Annotated in this window: 15 protein-coding genes; 9 read left to right on the top strand and 6 right to left on the bottom strand. The window is 38.4% G+C overall.

Features of this window, described 5'->3' with window-relative positions; translation table 11 throughout:
• Positions 1-12: 12 nt before the first annotated feature.
• Positions 13-1,083: an alanine racemase gene (locus tag ACTB0Y_RS15085; RefSeq protein ID WP_463207663.1), complete on the bottom strand. Its 1,071-nt coding sequence runs from the start codon at positions 1,081-1,083 to the stop codon at positions 13-15.
• A gap of 45 nt (positions 1,084-1,128) precedes the next feature.
• Complete coding sequence (locus ACTB0Y_RS15080; protein ID WP_463207662.1) at positions 1,129-1,638, bottom strand: MarR family winged helix-turn-helix transcriptional regulator; 510 nt, start codon at positions 1,636-1,638, stop codon at positions 1,129-1,131.
• 137 nt (positions 1,639-1,775) lie between these two features.
• On the opposite strand from ACTB0Y_RS15080, the gene ACTB0Y_RS15075 reads away from it, so the two are divergent.
• Complete coding sequence (locus ACTB0Y_RS15075) at positions 1,776-2,867, top strand: redoxin domain-containing protein (RefSeq protein WP_463207661.1); 1,092 nt, start codon at positions 1,776-1,778, stop codon at positions 2,865-2,867.
• Between the two features lie 275 nt (positions 2,868-3,142).
• Here the strand turns inward: ACTB0Y_RS15075 and ACTB0Y_RS15070 are convergent, their stop codons facing one another.
• Entirely contained in the window at positions 3,143-4,372 is a 1,230-nt protein-coding gene (locus ACTB0Y_RS15070; RefSeq protein ID WP_463207660.1) for a type IX secretion system plug protein, read from the bottom strand.
• 260 nt (positions 4,373-4,632) lie between these two features.
• Here ACTB0Y_RS15070 and ACTB0Y_RS15065 point away from each other — a divergent pair, with 260 nt between their 5' ends.
• The 7 genes from ACTB0Y_RS15065 to ACTB0Y_RS15035 all read left to right on the top strand — a co-directional run bounded on the left by ACTB0Y_RS15065 (position 4,633) and on the right by ACTB0Y_RS15035 (position 11,141).
• Positions 4,633-5,979 (top strand): Na(+)-translocating NADH-quinone reductase subunit A, encoded by a 1,347-nt coding sequence (locus ACTB0Y_RS15065; RefSeq protein ID WP_463207659.1) that lies wholly within the window; start codon positions 4,633-4,635, stop codon positions 5,977-5,979.
• 92 nt (positions 5,980-6,071) lie between these two features.
• Positions 6,072-7,223 (top strand): NADH:ubiquinone reductase (Na(+)-transporting) subunit B, encoded by a 1,152-nt coding sequence (locus tag ACTB0Y_RS15060; RefSeq protein WP_463207658.1) that lies wholly within the window; start codon positions 6,072-6,074, stop codon positions 7,221-7,223.
• Positions 7,224-7,235: 12 nt separating this feature from the next.
• Positions 7,236-7,958 (top strand): NADH:ubiquinone reductase (Na(+)-transporting) subunit C, encoded by a 723-nt coding sequence (gene nqrC, locus ACTB0Y_RS15055; protein WP_463207657.1) that lies wholly within the window; start codon positions 7,236-7,238, stop codon positions 7,956-7,958.
• Positions 7,959-7,965: 7 nt separating this feature from the next.
• Positions 7,966-8,619 carry an NADH:ubiquinone reductase (Na(+)-transporting) subunit D gene (locus ACTB0Y_RS15050; protein ID WP_463207656.1) on the top strand — a complete coding sequence of 218 codons (654 nt, stop codon included), beginning with the start codon at positions 7,966-7,968 and terminating at the stop codon, positions 8,617-8,619.
• Between the two features lie 19 nt (positions 8,620-8,638).
• Complete coding sequence (gene nqrE / locus ACTB0Y_RS15045; protein ID WP_463207655.1) at positions 8,639-9,256, top strand: NADH:ubiquinone reductase (Na(+)-transporting) subunit E; 618 nt, start codon at positions 8,639-8,641, stop codon at positions 9,254-9,256.
• A gap of 20 nt (positions 9,257-9,276) precedes the next feature.
• Positions 9,277-10,536 (top strand): NADH:ubiquinone reductase (Na(+)-transporting) subunit F, encoded by a 1,260-nt coding sequence (nqrF, locus tag ACTB0Y_RS15040; protein ID WP_463207654.1) that lies wholly within the window; start codon positions 9,277-9,279, stop codon positions 10,534-10,536.
• Positions 10,537-10,634: 98 nt separating this feature from the next.
• Positions 10,635-11,141, top strand: a complete 507-nt coding sequence (locus ACTB0Y_RS15035; protein ID WP_463207653.1) for a dihydrofolate reductase — start codon at positions 10,635-10,637, stop codon at positions 11,139-11,141.
• Positions 11,142-11,361: 220 nt separating this feature from the next.
• Here ACTB0Y_RS15035 and ACTB0Y_RS15030 read toward each other — a convergent pair whose 3' ends face one another.
• Entirely contained in the window at positions 11,362-12,054 is a 693-nt protein-coding gene (locus ACTB0Y_RS15030) for a queuosine precursor transporter (RefSeq protein WP_463207652.1), read from the bottom strand.
• A 38-nt stretch (positions 12,055-12,092) separates the two neighbouring features.
• Complete coding sequence (locus tag ACTB0Y_RS15025; RefSeq protein ID WP_463207651.1) at positions 12,093-12,557, bottom strand: Lrp/AsnC family transcriptional regulator; 465 nt, start codon at positions 12,555-12,557, stop codon at positions 12,093-12,095.
• Between the two features lie 392 nt (positions 12,558-12,949).
• On the opposite strand from ACTB0Y_RS15025, the gene ACTB0Y_RS15020 reads away from it, so the two are divergent.
• The gene (locus ACTB0Y_RS15020; RefSeq protein ID WP_463207650.1) at positions 12,950-14,746 is read left to right on the top strand and encodes a cation:proton antiporter; all 1,797 of its coding nucleotides are present in this window, start codon (positions 12,950-12,952) and stop codon (positions 14,744-14,746) included.
• Between the two features lie 140 nt (positions 14,747-14,886).
• Here the strand turns inward: ACTB0Y_RS15020 and ACTB0Y_RS15015 are convergent, their stop codons facing one another.
• Positions 14,887-16,824: a thioredoxin domain-containing protein gene (locus tag ACTB0Y_RS15015; protein WP_463207649.1), complete on the bottom strand. Its 1,938-nt coding sequence runs from the start codon at positions 16,822-16,824 to the stop codon at positions 14,887-14,889.
• Between the last annotated feature and the right edge of the window lie 7 nt (positions 16,825-16,831).

The raw sequence follows: 16,831 nt of genomic DNA, 5'->3' as shown, positions 1-16,831 counted from the left end.
AAGGATATTTTCTTACACAATCCGTTTCTCGATATAATTGGAGTTCATCACGCCAAGTGCGCCCATATATGTCATGCGCAAACGTATTAAATCTCCTACTTTATACCTTGGTTGTTCGGAACCGAGGTCGATTACAATCATATCGGAAGATGCTCCGGCAATTTCCACATCCGGATCGAAAGGTTCAATATGGCGCGGGTCAATATCAAGTAAACCAATATCGAGCAATCCGCGATAGGCTGTTTTCCCAAGATCTTCAGGGTCAATTTCTGCCTTTTGGCCATCTACATTTTCGCCCAGATCGCCCTCAGGGACAACCGGTTTTTCTGTTAGTTCAATCAGTTCTGCATATAACGTCAGAGCATTTTGTTTCATGCCCTTGATGGGTTTGTCGTTTATGAGGTTATTGCCCAAATACAGGGTTTCGCCCAGACGATAGTGGTTAATACCTGGTGGCAACATTCCCTGCAAGAGCATTGGCAAGGTAACAGATGTACCTCCAGATACATAAGGTACGTTGCGGCTGAAACGGGCCTCAATAAGCTGCTCGTATAAACTCAACTGAATAAGCTTATCGGGGCTGGGCATTACGCCGCTCATACAACTCAAATTGGTTCCTATACCCACAACTTCGATATTGGGCATTTCAAATACCTTTTCGTAAAAATCGATAAAATCCTCACGCATGACACCTTCGCGCAAATCGCCCATTTCAATCATGATGATGATCTTGTGCACTTTTTGCTGACGTTGTGCTTCTTCAGAAAGTAAATTGATGGTGTATGATTCTGTATTCAAACTTATATCGGCATAAGCTACTATACTTTTAATACTTCGCTTTGCCGGAGGTTTGATGTAAATAGTTTCGACTTCGGAGTTGATACCTTTTACCTTCTTGAGGTTGCTGATGCGGGAATCGCATACTTGTTTCACGCCCAAATTAATAACTTCCTTCAAATAGGCATTGTGACCACAAAGTAATTTGGTTACAATTCCGAATTCAATGTTATTCTTATCAAAAGTTCGTTTTAAAAACTGATAATTGTGATGTAATTTCTCTCGATCTAATTCTATAAATGCCATATTTTCAATTAATTATTTCAATCATGTTGTGCAGAATATAATAATTCATGAATCTTTTTTATTTGTATTTTCAATTTGATCATTTGCTTTAAAATCGTCAGCCACCAGTACGGGCGATGCCTCCATATCCTGAATTTCCAGCAGGGCAATAATTTTGTCAAGCGATTCGCTAATTACCTCAATTGATTCTGCAGAAACATTATCCAGCTTAGTACTTAAACGGGTATGCAACAGTTGGGGTGAATTTTTCAGCATATTTTCACCATTGGAGGTCAGTACAATATACGTAGTTCGCTTGTCCTGCTGCTTTGGTAGTCTGGCTACATACCCTTTCTTTTGTAATCGGTTAATGATTCCGGTGACCGTGCTACTATTAAGTTCAAGGTATTTTGTAATAACTTTATGTGTAGCCTGAAAATTATCTGATTTATGTAAAAATTGCAAGCAGAGCAGCTGAGGTATACTAATGCCGTATTTTTTTTGTATTTGTTTAGATTCTAAATTAATAGATCTCACAATTTTGCGAATCCTGATTAATATTTGTGTTGAGTCCATTTTTAGTTAATTTGTGCACGACAAATATATATTTTTTTTAATTGAATGAAAAATTAAGATTAAGACCGACCAGTATTTTTTTCTGATTCAGGTTTTACTATTTTTACATCATGTTTTACATTAAAGAACCAAACTCTATGAAAAAAATACTCGTAATGCTAGCTGCCATTTTGATTTTGGGCGCTTGCACAGAAGAAACAGGCTATGACGTTAAAATAAAAACCGTTCAGAAAGAGGCTGACTGGGCTTATTTGATGAAAGTAGAAAACAACCAGTTGGTGCCATTTGATTCGGCTCAATGGAAAGACGGATATCATTTTACTGGATCTGTCGAAAGACCCGAACTGGTATTTTTTAACTTAAAAGGCACAAATAAACGCCAGCCCCTATTCCTGGAAAACGAGACCATTAAAATAACACCTGCTGAAGGAAACCCGGGAGCGTTTAATTACGAAGGTTCAAAGTTGAATGATATTTTTGAACAATATAATGATAGCTCAAGTTATTACAACCTGAAAAATCAGCGTTTATACGGTGAATATCAGCAAGCGCAACAGGAAAAAAATAAAATCCGTGAGGATTCTATCCGGGGATTAGTAGAAGGTTTATATGATAAAGAACAGGCTTATTCAGAGTCTTTTGCAATGAATAACCTCGATAATCTTGTAGGATTATACATTGTGCGTCGTAAACTTGTTTATACAATGGATTACAAAAAACTTAAGGAAGTATTAGACAAGGTACCTGAAAGTAATCAAAACAATGCTTATTACGAATACCTGGAAAGTCATTTAGCAAAACTTGAAAAAACACGTGTTGGTAAAGAAGCTCCATTATTCACGATGAAGGACACTGCAGAAAACGAAGTTGCATTGAAAGATTTTCGTGGCAACTACACCCTTGTTGATTTTTGGGCAGCATGGTGCGGTCCCTGTCGCAGGGCAAACCCGCATGTAGTAGAAATTTATAATGATTTCCATCCAAAAGGTTTCCAGGTATTAGGCGTTTCTTTAGACCAATCGCGCGAAGCATGGATTAAAGCTATTCATGAAGACAACCTACCGTGGACCCAGGTATCTGACCTTAAAGGCTGGAAAAACGAGGCCAGCCAGCTTTATGGTGTAAACAGTATTCCGCACACCGTACTGATTGACCCGGATGGTAAAGTTGTAGCTAACCGTTTTGATCACGAAGAATTAAGAGAAATGCTCGAAGATATTTATAAATAAAAATGCTCGCATTGATACCAAAAGCTGATTCTGCAAAGAATCGGCTTTTTTTTGCCGTGCCAGTCTAAAACACCGACACTCCGGTCTTGGTACTAAAGAGCTCAATCGCTTTAATACTTACGTGCAAATTACCTTTACAACAGACATTGCAAACTGATTGGCATCAACACTGGCAAGGGCTGGTATATAATCTGCATCCTTGCCCTCTTTTAGAAATGGCCTTATTTCTTCCGTTACTAAATCAATTATTATTTAATAATCCATTACCCTTGAATTTAAAAACTTGTTCGTAACGTTTTAAATCCTACAACTTTGCTGTAACCTCTTAATAAATCGTGATAATACACATAAATAAGATAGTCATTATTGGTTTGCCATTTATTGCCTTCAATATAACTAAAGTCTGCTTCATTATTTTTATGGCGTTCCAATACCACATATTGATAATCATAATATCCCTGTTTTAATTTAAGTCGCAGCTCGTATTGCTTCCTGCGAGGATTGTAATTCATAACATTTTTCGATGAAAAAGTATAATCTGTAAGGGCACCATAAACAAAAACCTGACCGGTCAAAATTGGTGTTTCCACATCGAGTGTAAAATACACATTCACGTAGTCGGCATCGAGGGCCGGAGTCATGCTGTTGCTTTTATCAATAGTAAACATGCCATTTAAGTCCTGATGATGTTCATATTGCAAATAGCGGCGTGGTTTATCAGGGCGCAACTTCACGTGGTAATCATAATTAATTTTTTGAATACGCTCCACCATAATAGCTTCATAGGTCAGATCTTTTGTGATAAAGGTACGGTATTCATTTCCTGCCCGAAAAATATTTTGTTCTTTATCTTTATACACAAGCTGTTCACCCCTGATAAACAAGGGCTGAAAATTTTCATGTACTTTGAACCAGTTATTATTGGGTAATATTTTAACTTCAACCTGGGTATAAGGATCATTGACCTGCACATCTCTCAAATACACAGAGAAAGGTATTTTATGACTTGTACTTCCATAATTTTCAGACATGGCACGCTTAACCTCGCCTTCAATAATGGTTTTTTGCTCATATACTACGAAACGTCTTGTAAAAAGGAGATTGTTTTTATTCCCATCATAAACGCTCAGCAAATAGTTCCCGGATAATTTAAGTTGTATATCGTCATTTGGGATAAGCAGTTCATAATGTATATATGGTTCAATGGCACTGTAAGAAGATTCATAATCTCTTATCTCATTTTCTTCAAAACCGTTTGCATACTCAGTAAACATGGCATCGCGTTCAGTCCAGTCACTGTTCATGTGCTCAATAGTGTAATAATAGGTTTTGAACTCATCACTTAATTCATCAAACGATAATTTCAGTTGCTGCTGAGCATTTAGTTGTAAAACAGGATAGCTTAGCTCCCAACTGGGATTGGTAAGTTTTATACTACGAATATGCTGATTAAACACATAATTTCCGTTAGATGCATATTTTTCTTCAATTTTTTTTATCAGCATTGAATCAGGCCTAATACTTTGGGCTTTTAAACCTTGGAAAGGTAAAAAGAATAAAAAACTGGCCATTATAAAGCCTAATTCAAAATTTCTATAAAGTCTTGCTGAACAAACCATAAATAGTGATGTTTAAATATTTTTACAGGAAAAGTTGATTTGCATCAAGTTATTTAAAGATGTATATCAACATAAATTTACATACCTTTAACGTACAAAAATATTACCTTTGTCCACATTAGCTATAAATTAAATGGAAAAACGACATGTCAAAAGTTGTTAAAATTAAGAAAGGGCTTGATATACCCATAAAGGGAGCAGCTCCGAAAAAACTGAGAGACATGCCTGAGACCGGAAGGTTTGCTATTAAACCACCAGATTTCAAGGGACTTGATCTCAAACTCAAAGCCAAGCAGGATACTGAAGTAAAAGCAGGTGATGTTGTTATGTTTGATAAAAAGAACAACGACATAGTGCTTGTAGCACCTGTAAGTGGAAAAGTGGTTGATGTGAACCGTGGTGAAAGAAGACGAATTTTGGACGTCGTAATAGAAACAAACGATCCAAAAGAAGTTATCAAACACCAAACAAAAAAGCTGGAAGAATATTCACGTGAAGAAATTATTCAGCTTATGCTTAATTCCGGTTTATGGCCTTACATTGAAATGAGACCATACGGCATCGTGGCTAATCCGGAAGACAAACCACGCGATGTATTTATTTCATCTTTTGAATCAGGCCCCCTGGCACCAGACCTTGATTTTGCTATGGCCGATGACAAAGATGATTTTTTCAATGGAATAAAGATTCTTTCTAAACTTACAGATGGTGAGGTTTTTCTGGGCCTTAAAGCGGGTGCCCCCGGATTCTTTGAAGAAACACCTGGCGTGGAAAAAACTTACTTTTCGGGCCCCCACCCTGCAGGCAATGTGGGTATACAAATTCATCATACTAAACCTCTGATAAAAGGAGAAAAAGTATGGACCGTACACCCTCAAAATGTAGCCATGATAGGTAAACTCTTTGAAAAGGGTGAAGTTAGTTTTGAGCGTGTAGTGGCTTTAACAGGCTCCCATACTCACCAAAGAGGTTATTGCAGAACCCGTATTGGAACAGAAATGCTTCCTTGCTTCAAAGAAAGCGACACCAGTGAAACACTTCGATATATAAGTGGTAACCCACTTACCGGAAGTAAAATTCACAAAACTGGATTCCTGGGTTTTTACGATTCACAGATAACAGTTATTCCCGAAGGTGACGAATATGAATTTTTTGGATGGGCAATGCCAAGGTTCAACCAGTTTTCTGCCAGTAGAGCATATTTCTCCTGGTTAATGCCCGGAAAAAAATATGAAATGTCTGCAAATATGCATGGCGATCAACGTGCATTTGTTGTAACTGGTGAATATGAAAAAGTTTTCCCGATGGATGTTATGCCAGTGCATTTACTTAAAGCCATCATGATAGAAGACATTGATGAAATGGAACAACTGGGAATATTTGAAGTTGTCGAAGAAGATATGGCCTTGTGCGAATATGTGTGCACTTCAAAAATAGAAGTTCAAAACATTTTGCGCCAAGGTATTGACCTAATGATAAAAGAAACAATGTAGTGAATTTGAATGGTTGTTAATGAATAAACCACTAACAATTAGGTGTACTAACTTATGGATACGCCAAAGTAAGTACTTAAAAAATTAACAGAATGAAACCACTTAGACGATTTTTAGATAAGATCAAACCGCAATTCGAGAAGGGAGGCCGTTTTGAAAAGCTCCATTCTGTGTTTGACGGATTTGAATCATTTTTATTCGTACCCAATACGACGGCCAAATCAGGTGTTCATATTCATGATGTGATTGACCTTAAGCGTACCATGGGAATAGTAGTGCTGGCCCTTATTCCAGCATTACTATTTGGTATGTACAACACAGGCTACCAACATTTTGATTCAATCGGAACGCTTGCAGAGCAAGAATTCTTTGATATTTTTTGGTACGGATTTCTTAAAGTCCTTCCAGTTGTAATTGTATCGTATGTAGTTGGACTTGGTATTGAGTTTATTTTTGCGCAAGTAAGGGGACACCAGATCAACGAAGGTTTTCTGGTTTCCGGAATGCTCATTCCATTAATTATGCCAGTTACAGTGCCATTATGGATGGTTGCTGTTGCTACAGCATTTGCCGTTATAATAGGTAAGGAAGTTTTTGGCGGCACAGGAATGAATATTTTGAACCCGGCATTGATGGCAAGGGCCTTTTTATTCTTTGCTTATCCCAGCTATATGTCCGGAGATCAGGTCTGGATTGCTCAAAAAGCCGATGCCTTTTCAGGGGCTACGCCCCTTGCACAGGGCGCTTTGGGTGAACCACAGGCGCACTCCACCATGGATATGTTATTAGGATTTATACCCGGCTCAATAGGTGAAACATCCGTTATAGCAATATTAATCGGAGCAGGTATTTTACTTCTCACTGGCATCGGAAGCTGGCGCATTATGTTATCTGCCCTTGCCGGTGGAGCCATTATGGGGTTTCTGCTAAATACGTTTGCCGTGAATCCATTCATGGAAATACCTTTCTGGCAGCACCTTATTATGGGTGGATTTGCTTTTGGAATTGTATTTATGGCTACAGATCCGGTATCAGGTTCTCAAACAGCAAAAGGTAAATATATATACGGTTTCTTAATTGGATTCTTAGCCATACTAATCAGGGTGGTTAACCCGGCATACCCCGAAGGTGTAATGCTTGCCATTCTGTTCATGAATGTATTTGCACCACTTATAGACTACTATGTGATGCAAGCCAATATTAAAAAACGTATGAAACGGGCTAAAGTAAGTACCAACGCTTAAACATAGATACACATGAATACGCAAAGTAATACATATACATTTATTTATGCTGCGATAATGGTGATAGTTGTGGCTGCAGTGCTTTCTTTTGCAGCCATGTCGCTTAAGCCTTTACAGGATAAAAACGTGGAGGTAGAAAAGAAAAAAAGCATCCTGAGTTCAGTTAGCCTTGGACTTGATGCTGATGAGCAACAAAACAAAACTAGCTATATCGAAAAATTGTACGATAAATATATTGTGAATAGCTATGTGGTAAACTCCAAAGGAGAAAAAGTTAAAGGAGAAGCCTTCACCGTAGACTTGAAAAAAGAACTGAACAAACCTGTTGAAAAACGCAAACTACCGGTTTTCGTAAGTAAACAGGACGATGGAACGAAAAATTATATTTTGCCGGTACGCGGCAAAGGTTTGTGGGGTCCAATTTGGGGCTATATAGCCCTTAAAGATGACTTCAATACATTGGTTGGAGCCAGTTTCGATCATAAAAGTGAAACGCCCGGTCTTGGTGCAGAAATCAATACTACAGAATTTGAACAACAATTTGTTGGCAAAAAGTTATTTAACAAAGAAAACAAATTTGTATCAATAGATGTGGTAAAAGGTGGAGCTCCTGAAGGGGATCCACATGCAGTAGATGCCATTTCCGGAGGTACCATAACCAGTAATGGATTGGATGCCATGCTGGAAGATAACCTTGAAAGCTATAAAGAATATTTTAAACAACAACAAAAATAGATAAGCAATGAGCGATAGAGAACCTCTATTTTCACCCAAAAACCGACGCCTTATCACCAATCCGCTGGGGCAGGATAACCCTATCACTGTTCAGGTGCTTGGTATCTGTTCGGCGCTCGCTGTTACAGTGAAATTAAAACCTTCAGTTGTTATGGCACTATCGGTAGTGGCTGTAATGGCTGCAGCCAATGTCATTATATCCCTGTTGCGCAAAACCATACCTAATCGTATCAGAATTATTGTGCAGTTGGTAGTGATTGCTTCATTAGTAATTTTGGTAGATCAGGTACTTAAAGCCTTCGTGTACGATATCAGTAAACAATTATCAGTCTTTGTAGGGCTAATCATTACGAACTGTATCATTATGGGAAGGCTCGAAGCCTTTGCATTAGGCAACAAAACATGGCCTTCATTCCTGGATGGAATAGGAAATGCTGCCGGATACGGTGTTATTCTCGTAGTTGTAGGATTTATACGAGAACTGTTTGGTTCGGGTACAGTTTGGGGTTACCAGGTAATCCCGGATAGTTGGTATGCCGATGCCGGCGGAGTGTATGTAAATAATGGTATGTTTATACTTCCCCCTATGGCGCTGATTACAGTCGGCATCATTATCTGGATACAGCGAAGTAGAAACAAAGACTTGATTGACGTAAGTTAAACACTGAAAATCAGCTGAAATGGAAAATTTACTAGATATATTTGTAAAGTCGATATTTATAGATAACATGATCTTCGCCTACTTTCTGGGTATGTGTTCATACCTGGCAGTATCGAAGACAGTTAAAACATCAATGGGACTTGGTTTAGCGGTGGTGTTTGTTTTGGGTATTACCGTACCTGTAAACTATTTGATCGAAAATTACCTCTTACAGGAAGGCGCACTTACCTGGTTATCTCCCAGCCTGGCCGATGTAGATCTTGGATTCCTCAGTTTTATAATATTTATTGCTGTTATTGCCTCTATGGTGCAATTGGTTGAAATGGTGATAGACAAATTTGCCCCTACACTATATGCATCACTTGGTATATTCCTGCCACTAATAGCAGTGAACTGTTCTATTCTGGGTGGTTCTTTGTTCATGCAGGAGCGCGCATACAACAATATAGCTGAAGCCTCAGCATTCGGACTGGGCTCAGGTGTAGGTTGGCTACTTGCTATTGTTGGTATTGCAGCAATACGAGAAAAAATAAGGTATTCGAACGTACCAGCACCACTCAGAGGACTCGGTATTACTTTTATCATAACAGGATTAATGGGTATCGCGTTTATGAGTTTTATGGGAATTAAATTATAATCAGATAAAAAGCGACAAACATGATTTGGTTAACATCAAATATAACAGTTATAGAAATTAGCGTTGCCGTCTTCCTGATCATCATCATGATGCTCGTGTCGATATTGCTTTTTGCCAAGAAAAAACTTACACCACAGGGAAAGGTTGAAATCGATATTAACGATGGTGAAAAAGAATTTGAGGCCGAGCCAGGTGGTACCCTGCTATCAACTTTAAGCAGCAATGACCTATTCCTGCCTTCGGCTTGTGGTGGTGGTGGCACATGCGGCATGTGTAAGTGCCAGGTTGAATCAGGTGCAGGAACGATTTTGCCAACAGAAACAGGATTTTTTACCCGAAAAGAAATACAGAACAATTGGCGGTTAGGGTGCCAGATAAAAGTTAAGGATGACATCAAAATGCACGTACCTAAAGAGGTTATGGGCATTAAAAAATGGGAATGCGAAGTGGTTTCCAATAAAAATGTGGCCACCTTCATTAAAGAATTTGTGGTTAAATTGCCTGAAGGCGAAAACCTTGATTTCAAGAGTGGTGGATATGTTCAGATTGATGTACCTAAAGTCGAGGTCGATTTTGCCAAAGACATTGAAATAGAAGAACCATTCCGGGAAGATTGGGAAAAAATGGGTCTTTTCGACCTGAAAATGAAAAATCCCGAACCACAATTCCGGGCATACTCAATGGCCAACCACCCTGCTGAAGGGAATATTGTAATGCTCAATATTCGTATTGCCACACCACCTTTCGACCGGGTTAAAGGAGAATTTAAAAACGTCAATCCGGGTGTTTGTTCTTCATATATTTTCTCACAGAAACCTGGCGATAAAGTGACTATTAGTGGTCCATATGGAGAGTTTTTCCTAAAAGATACGCAACGCGAAATGATGTTTATTGGTGGTGGTGCAGGTATGGCACCCATGCGTTCACATCTATTTCATTTGTTCAAAACCGAAAAAACAGACCGTAAAGTTACATTCTGGTATGGTGCCCGCTCGAAAAAAGAGATCTTTTATGAAGAAGACTTCAGGCAAATTGAAAAAGATTTTCCCAACTTCGATTTTACAATAGCCCTTTCTGAGCCACAGGCCGAAGATAAATGGAAAGGAGATACCGGTTTTATACACCAGGTAATCTACGATAATTACCTCTCGAAACACGAGGAACCAGAAGAAATTGAATATTATCTATGCGGCCCCCCAATGATGAATGACGCAGCTACCAAAATGCTCATTGATCTCGGTGTGCCTGAAGAAAATATTGCATATGACGATTTTGGATAAAATAATGAACTTTTACATGACCGGTTTTCTTTTGAAAGCCGGTTTTTTTTTGCCCTAAATTAAAACAATAGTTAACTTGCATATGCAAATTAAAATCCATGAAAATATCATTAATAGCCGCCCATAGTCGCAATCGCGTTATTGGAGTAAAAGGCCAGGTCCCCTGGCAACTACCAGACGACCTGAAGTGGTTAGAGGAACGTATTGAAGGACGTTATTTACTTATGGGCCGCAAAACATTCGAAGAACCCCAACAAGAATTGATAAATCAGAAAACAATTGTTGTTACCAGGCAGGTTGATTACAATGCAGGCAAAGCACAGGTTGTACAGTCATTGCCAGAAGGAATTTCACTTGCAGAGTCGCTTGGTGAAAAAGAACTAATGGTGGTAGGCGGTGGTAAAATCTATAAAGCAGCCCTACCCTTTGCGCATCGGCTTTATTTAACCATTGTAAATACCGAAATTGAAGGTGAAACTTTTTTTCCAAAATATGATACACACAACTGGGATGTTACATATAATCACTATCATCCAAAAGATGCAAAACATACTTATAGCTTTGAATTCAAAATTCTCGATAGAATAGCAAGATCACCTGAATAGAAATAACAGGGTTGCCAGAGAAGAGCAACCCTAAAATTTCACTAAAGCTTCCTATTTATTATTAAACGGTTCGTTCTGATGTTTTCATCATTTTGCAATCTGATGAAGTAAGTTTTACTTTTACGCCCGTTAAATTAATTTCAGTTTTTGATAAGAAAACGTCAAATAAAGGGCTTTAAAAAACGATCATAAAGCTGTATTTGGCTTTTTCCCGCAAAGACTACTTTACAAGATTTTTACGTTGCATGTGGTTGGCAATATACACAAATGGAGTATCAGCTGCAGCAACTATCCACTTCAGCAAATAGGTGGTCAGTACAATCTCAATGAGCACGTCCATTTCATATACACCATAAAAAGCAATTATGGTAAAAATCACGCTGTCGATCAGTTGCGAAACCATGGTGCTCAGGTTATTGCGCAGCCAAATATTTTTCCTTCCTTTGAAACGCTTCTTCCACAAGTGATAGGCCCAAATATCATGCTTCTGAGAAATGAGATAGGCCAGGAAGCTTGCGATTACGATACGGGGCATAAAACTAAAAATGTTGGCAGTGCTCTCATGTATTGATTTCGCAAAATCATCTTGTAACGGTTCAAAAAGCAATGCCAGGTTCATCAACAATGTCATTGCCACTAGGCTGAAGAAACCTATCCAAATGGCTTTATTAGCTTCCTTTTTTCCATAGTTTTCTGAGAGTATGTCGGTAACCAGAAAAGAAGAGGCATAAACGATATTTCCAAGTGTAGCTGCAAATCCGAAAAGTTCAATTCCCTGTATTACCTGGATATTTGCAATAATAGCAGCTATAGGTACCCAGATAAATAACCCCATTTTCCCATAGATTCGATAAGCCAGTAATATCAATATAAAATTGGCCAGCAGCATGGCCAGCCAGAACAACTCATTCATAGACATATTATTTATGGCGCAAAAATAGCAATACTAAACTACTTTTCCATCACCTCGAAACCATCTTTTTTATCGCCTGAAATAACAAAAATACTGTGAAACTGTGTTATATGCTCAACACTGGCCAGTTTTTCTTCGAGGAAAACCTTGAATTCACTCATATCGGCAACCATAACCTTGAGCAGTGCATCATAGTTTCCAGATATATAATAAAACTCCATTACCTCCGGAAGCGACATGGCCTCTTTTTGAAATTCCTCCACTACCCTTTTTGTATGGCTTTGAAGCGAAACCATAATAAAACTGGTCATGCTTCGCCCCACCTTAGCGGCATTGAGTTTTGCTGTATACTTCTCAATAATTCCAGCTTTTTCTAACTTTTTCACACGTTCATAAACGGGTGTATTTGATAAATGAAGTTGCGAAGCCAGCTCTTTAGTAGTAATGCGTGCATTCTCCTGCAAAATGGCCAGAATTTTACGGTCTGTAGCATCTAATTTCATATTTTTCAGTATTTTATAGTTATATTATCCAAATTAGATATTTTAATACTATCAAATCAAGTTAAAATCATCAAAATATACAATAAACATAGTTTATTTTTCTAAAATTAACTAATAATGCAGCAAAAATAATTATTTTTTTAGATATTTGCAGCATCAAATTCTAAAACAACAAATCAGAAATAGTAAACTTTCATCCCCATATCATTTAAACAGCATACCCCTCGCATTTGCAGAAAAACAAATTAAATATCTTGCAAATGCCCAATAAGCCATTCTTTTCCGGAGTGGCTTTTTTTCATCTGCTAATAAAAATTAATGAAAAAATTCCAGATATTCTGGAACGAATTTGCCAATCAATTGTTATTTTAGGAGATCATTAGAGAAAGCATATGTCAGAAGATATAGTTACGGGACTTGCAATCATTGTAATATTGGGTATAGGTGCACAATGGGTTGCGTGGCGGTTAAAGATGCCTTCCATTTTACTACTGTTGCTTTTTGGCTTTCTTGCCGGACCGGTTTTTAACATATTGGACCCTGATGCAGTGATGGGAGAAGCCTTGTTACCTGTAGTCACTATGTCTGTAGCCGTAATTCTTTTCGAAGGGGGCCTGTCACTACGGGTAAAAGAGTTAAAAACAGTTGGAGGAACAGTACTAAAACTAATTTCGCTGGGTGTTTTCATCACATGGATATTAACAAGCCTTGCGGCATATTATATTCTCGACCTTAATTTACGAATTTCTATTTTGCTTGGTGCTGTGCTTGTCGTGACTGGACCCACAGTGATAAATCCTCTATTGGCCCACATAAGACCAAAGGGGAATGTTGGTAAAGTACTTAAGTGGGAAGGTATAGTTATTGATCCAGTTGGTGCTTTGCTTGCAGTGCTGGTTTTTGAAGCATTACTAGTTGAGAAACTTGAACAGGCATCATCCCTTATCGCATTTGGTATTTTTAAAACCATCTTATTCGGAGGAGGAATAGGTATTGGTCTGGCTCTATTGCTGGTTTACCTGCTAAGGCGGTATTGGATTCCTGACTTTCTGCAGGAAACCGTGACTTTTATGTTGGTTATACTTGCATTTATACTATCAAATCAATTTCAGGAAGAATCGGGTCTATTTGCAGCTACTGTTATGGGTATTGTGTTGGATAACCAAAAAATCGTAACAATAAAAAACATTGTAGAGTTTAAAGAAAATCTTGTAGTGCTTATCATAAGCAGTTTATTCATCCTGCTTGCCGCCCGTCTTGAACTAGAAAGCTTCGCAACATTTAACTGGCAAACCATTTTGTTCATTATTGCACTGGTTATAGTTATAAGACCCTTTTCAGTTTTTCTTTCGAGTATAGGATCCGGATTAAACATACGTGAGAAACTATTTCTATCATGGATGGCTCCCAGGGGTATTGTAGCGGCTGCTGTAGCATCTGTTTTTGCCTTCAAACTGGCAGAAAGTGGATTTCAACAAACAGAAAGAATCGTACCCATAACGTTTATTGTGATCGTATCTACGGTAACAATCTATGGACTCTCTGCCTCATGGGTCGCCAAAAAACTAAAGGTAGCCCAAACAGATCCGCAGGGAATATTATTTATCGGAGGATTTAAATGGGTACGAGAATTGGCAGACTTATTACAAAGTCACAATTTCAATGTAGCATTAATAGACACTTCTCCATCGAATGTGCAAAAAGCGCGCAAACAAGGTCTAAAAGCCTACCATGGTAATGTTTTATCAGAAGCCATTGCCGATGAAATTGATATGGAGGGCATAGGTAAGCTCATTGCGCTCACGCCTAACGATGAGGTTAACTCTCTTGCGGCACTGCACTTTAGCGATTATTTTGATTCGGAACATTTATTTCAGTTACAACCCAACCTTAACGATGGCAAAGGATACAATGAACACACGCCCAAACACCTAAGAGGCAGATTTGTGTTTGGTGAAGATTTTTACTACGAGACGATTTACAATTTTTCCAGAGAAAAGTACGAATTAGCAACCCTGGAAATGTCTGATAAAACTGATTATGACGATCTTATCCTGGATTATCAAGGCAATATTGCTCCACTTTTTATTATTGAAAAAGGAAACCGCTTAAAAGTATTTACCAGTGACATAGACTGGGAGCCAATACAAGGCGAGAAACTTATTGCAATGGTTAAAAAAAACAGATAACTAACGACAACTTCAACGAAACAATGGATGATTAATTTCAACTGACAAATAAACCAGCTTAAAAAATAGAAACAATAATTATTTAAAGTAACAAGAAGCGATAATCTACCTGAAAAACTGCTTGCATACCGCCAAAAAATCTATTTCAGCAATTGCTTTGCCTCCTGAACACTTTTAACCGGTTGAAAACAAACACTACCCTTACAAACAAGCATATCATCTTTTTCGCCCATTGTGAGTGGTAAAATATCAGGAAAGTATTTTTCTTTGGCAAAGTTATTCCTCACCTCCATGCTGTCATACTTATCGCCAATACTAACAAATTGTTTCTCTTCAATATCCAAATTTACCTCAATCCAGGCACCTAACATCAATGGGTGTTTTTCCATATATGGTTTCATTAAATCGACCATAACCATAGATTTTTCAGTAAATTCCGGATTTTTGGCAGCATACCCCACATTAAAGAGCGCAGAAGCTACTAATGCATTCGATGAAGGTATTACAGTATCCAACCACTCCGTTTTTGTGGCAAATAACTCATTTTTAACCGGATAATAGTTTAGCAATGGTTTTCCCAAATCAAATAGTTCCAGGGTTTTCACCAGAATATTTTCTGCAAGTTCTAGCCATGACTGCTCGTGTGTAATTTCATGTGCACCATAAAATGCTTTAGCTACATAGGCGTAATCATCAAGCATGCCTTCTCCTGCATCGTAATTCAAAATTCTTGGAAGTTGCTGATGTTTTTGCCAATACGCCTTTATAGGGTTGAGTATTTCAATGGCTGTTGAATAAAAATTTTCATTGCTTACATACCGGTTGGCTTCTAACAAAGAAAAAGCCAGCATGGCATTCCAGCTTGTGATGGCCTTATCGTCCCGAATGGGTCTGATACGTTTTTCCCGTTCTTGCAAAAACACTGACTTCACCCCGGCAAGAGCAGATTCAAATTTTCTTCCCGCCTGCATTTTTTCATCCATATTTTCGGAATTACAATGCAGCACATTGGTTCCTTCCCAATTGCCCGGCTTAATTACATTGAAAAAATCTGCCCATTGATCATCGGGCATCACTTGCTTAAATTCGTCGTAGTTCCAGGTGTAAAACTTACCTTCTACCCCTTCACTATCGGCATCAATGGCAGCCGCAAACAGTCCTGGTTCGGGTTGCATCTCGCGAAGCAAAAATTCAAAGGTTTCATTTAGAACCAGTTTGCAGAGTTTATCATTCTCAATGGCAGCAGCTTTGGCATAAAGTGGTAAAAGTTGGGCATTGTCGTACAACATTTTTTCGAAATGAGGCACTTTCCAATGGCTATCAACAGCATAACGAGAAAAACCACCACCCACCTGATCGTAAATACCTCCTGCTGCCATTTTTTTCAATGTAAAGAGCACTTGTTTTTTTACTGATTCATTTTCTTTTGTAAAAGCCATATTCAATACAGCACTTAATTTGGCAGGCATGGGAAATTTAGGAGCTCCTTTTTCACCACCATTTTGTGAATCGAAATTAGCTTTCCATTGCCGGGACAGCTTACTATGCAAATCAACATTATTAGATTTCAGGCTGTCCTGTCCTTGTAAGGCATCTTCATTTTGCGCTATTTTTTCTTTTATTTCTGCTGCTGTCTGCCGAATAAGTTCCGGGCGTTCTTTGTACGTAATTGCCAGGCGCTCTATTAAACTCATCCATTGGGTCTTGGGGAAATAGGTACCACCATAAAATGGTCTGCCATCTGGTAACACAAAAACATTTAGCGGCCAGCCGCCACTGCCGGTAATCATTTGTACTGCATCCATATAAATCTGGTCAATAGCGGGTCTCTCCTCCCGGTCAACTTTCACACTTACAAAGTGCTCGTTCATTAAGGCTGCTGCATCTTCATGCTCAAATACATTGTGTTCCATCACATGGCACCAGTGACACGATGAATATCCAATACTTACAATCAGGAGTTTATTTTCATCGCGTGCTTTTTTGAATGCTTCATCACCCCACGAGAACCAATCCACAGGATTTTCGGCATGCTGTCTGAGATAGAGACTATTTTCTTTATTTAATCTGTTGGCCATATGCTTT

It is taken from the genome of Salinivirga sp., assembly GCF_055145285.1.
This window is presented reverse-complemented; position numbering and strand designations above follow the sequence as displayed.

Bases quoted from the DNA above. Each gene is read 5' to 3' on its own strand.
- ACTB0Y_RS15085 (WP_463207663.1), bottom strand. From the start codon at position 1,083: ATGGCATTTATAGAATTAGATCGAGAGAAATTACATCACAATTATCAG.
- ACTB0Y_RS15080 (WP_463207662.1), bottom strand. From the start codon at position 1,638: ATGGACTCAACACAAATATTAATCAGGATTCGCAAAATTGTGAGATCT.
- ACTB0Y_RS15075 (WP_463207661.1), top strand. From the start codon at position 1,776: ATGAAAAAAATACTCGTAATGCTAGCTGCCATTTTGATTTTGGGCGCT.
- ACTB0Y_RS15070 (WP_463207660.1), bottom strand. From the start codon at position 4,372: ATGCTGATAAAAAAAATTGAAGAAAAATATGCATCTAACGGAAATTAT.
- ACTB0Y_RS15065 (WP_463207659.1), top strand. From the start codon at position 4,633: ATGTCAAAAGTTGTTAAAATTAAGAAAGGGCTTGATATACCCATAAAG.
- ACTB0Y_RS15060 (WP_463207658.1), top strand. From the start codon at position 6,072: ATGAAACCACTTAGACGATTTTTAGATAAGATCAAACCGCAATTCGAG.
- nqrC (WP_463207657.1), top strand. From the start codon at position 7,236: ATGAATACGCAAAGTAATACATATACATTTATTTATGCTGCGATAATG.
- ACTB0Y_RS15050 (WP_463207656.1), top strand. From the start codon at position 7,966: ATGAGCGATAGAGAACCTCTATTTTCACCCAAAAACCGACGCCTTATC.
- nqrE (WP_463207655.1), top strand. From the start codon at position 8,639: ATGGAAAATTTACTAGATATATTTGTAAAGTCGATATTTATAGATAAC.
- nqrF (WP_463207654.1), top strand. From the start codon at position 9,277: ATGATTTGGTTAACATCAAATATAACAGTTATAGAAATTAGCGTTGCC.
- ACTB0Y_RS15035 (WP_463207653.1), top strand. From the start codon at position 10,635: ATGAAAATATCATTAATAGCCGCCCATAGTCGCAATCGCGTTATTGGA.
- ACTB0Y_RS15030 (WP_463207652.1), bottom strand. From the start codon at position 12,054: ATGAATGAGTTGTTCTGGCTGGCCATGCTGCTGGCCAATTTTATATTG.
- ACTB0Y_RS15025 (WP_463207651.1), bottom strand. From the start codon at position 12,557: ATGAAATTAGATGCTACAGACCGTAAAATTCTGGCCATTTTGCAGGAG.
- ACTB0Y_RS15020 (WP_463207650.1), top strand. From the start codon at position 12,950: ATGTCAGAAGATATAGTTACGGGACTTGCAATCATTGTAATATTGGGT.
- ACTB0Y_RS15015 (WP_463207649.1), bottom strand. From the start codon at position 16,824: ATGGCCAACAGATTAAATAAAGAAAATAGTCTCTATCTCAGACAGCAT.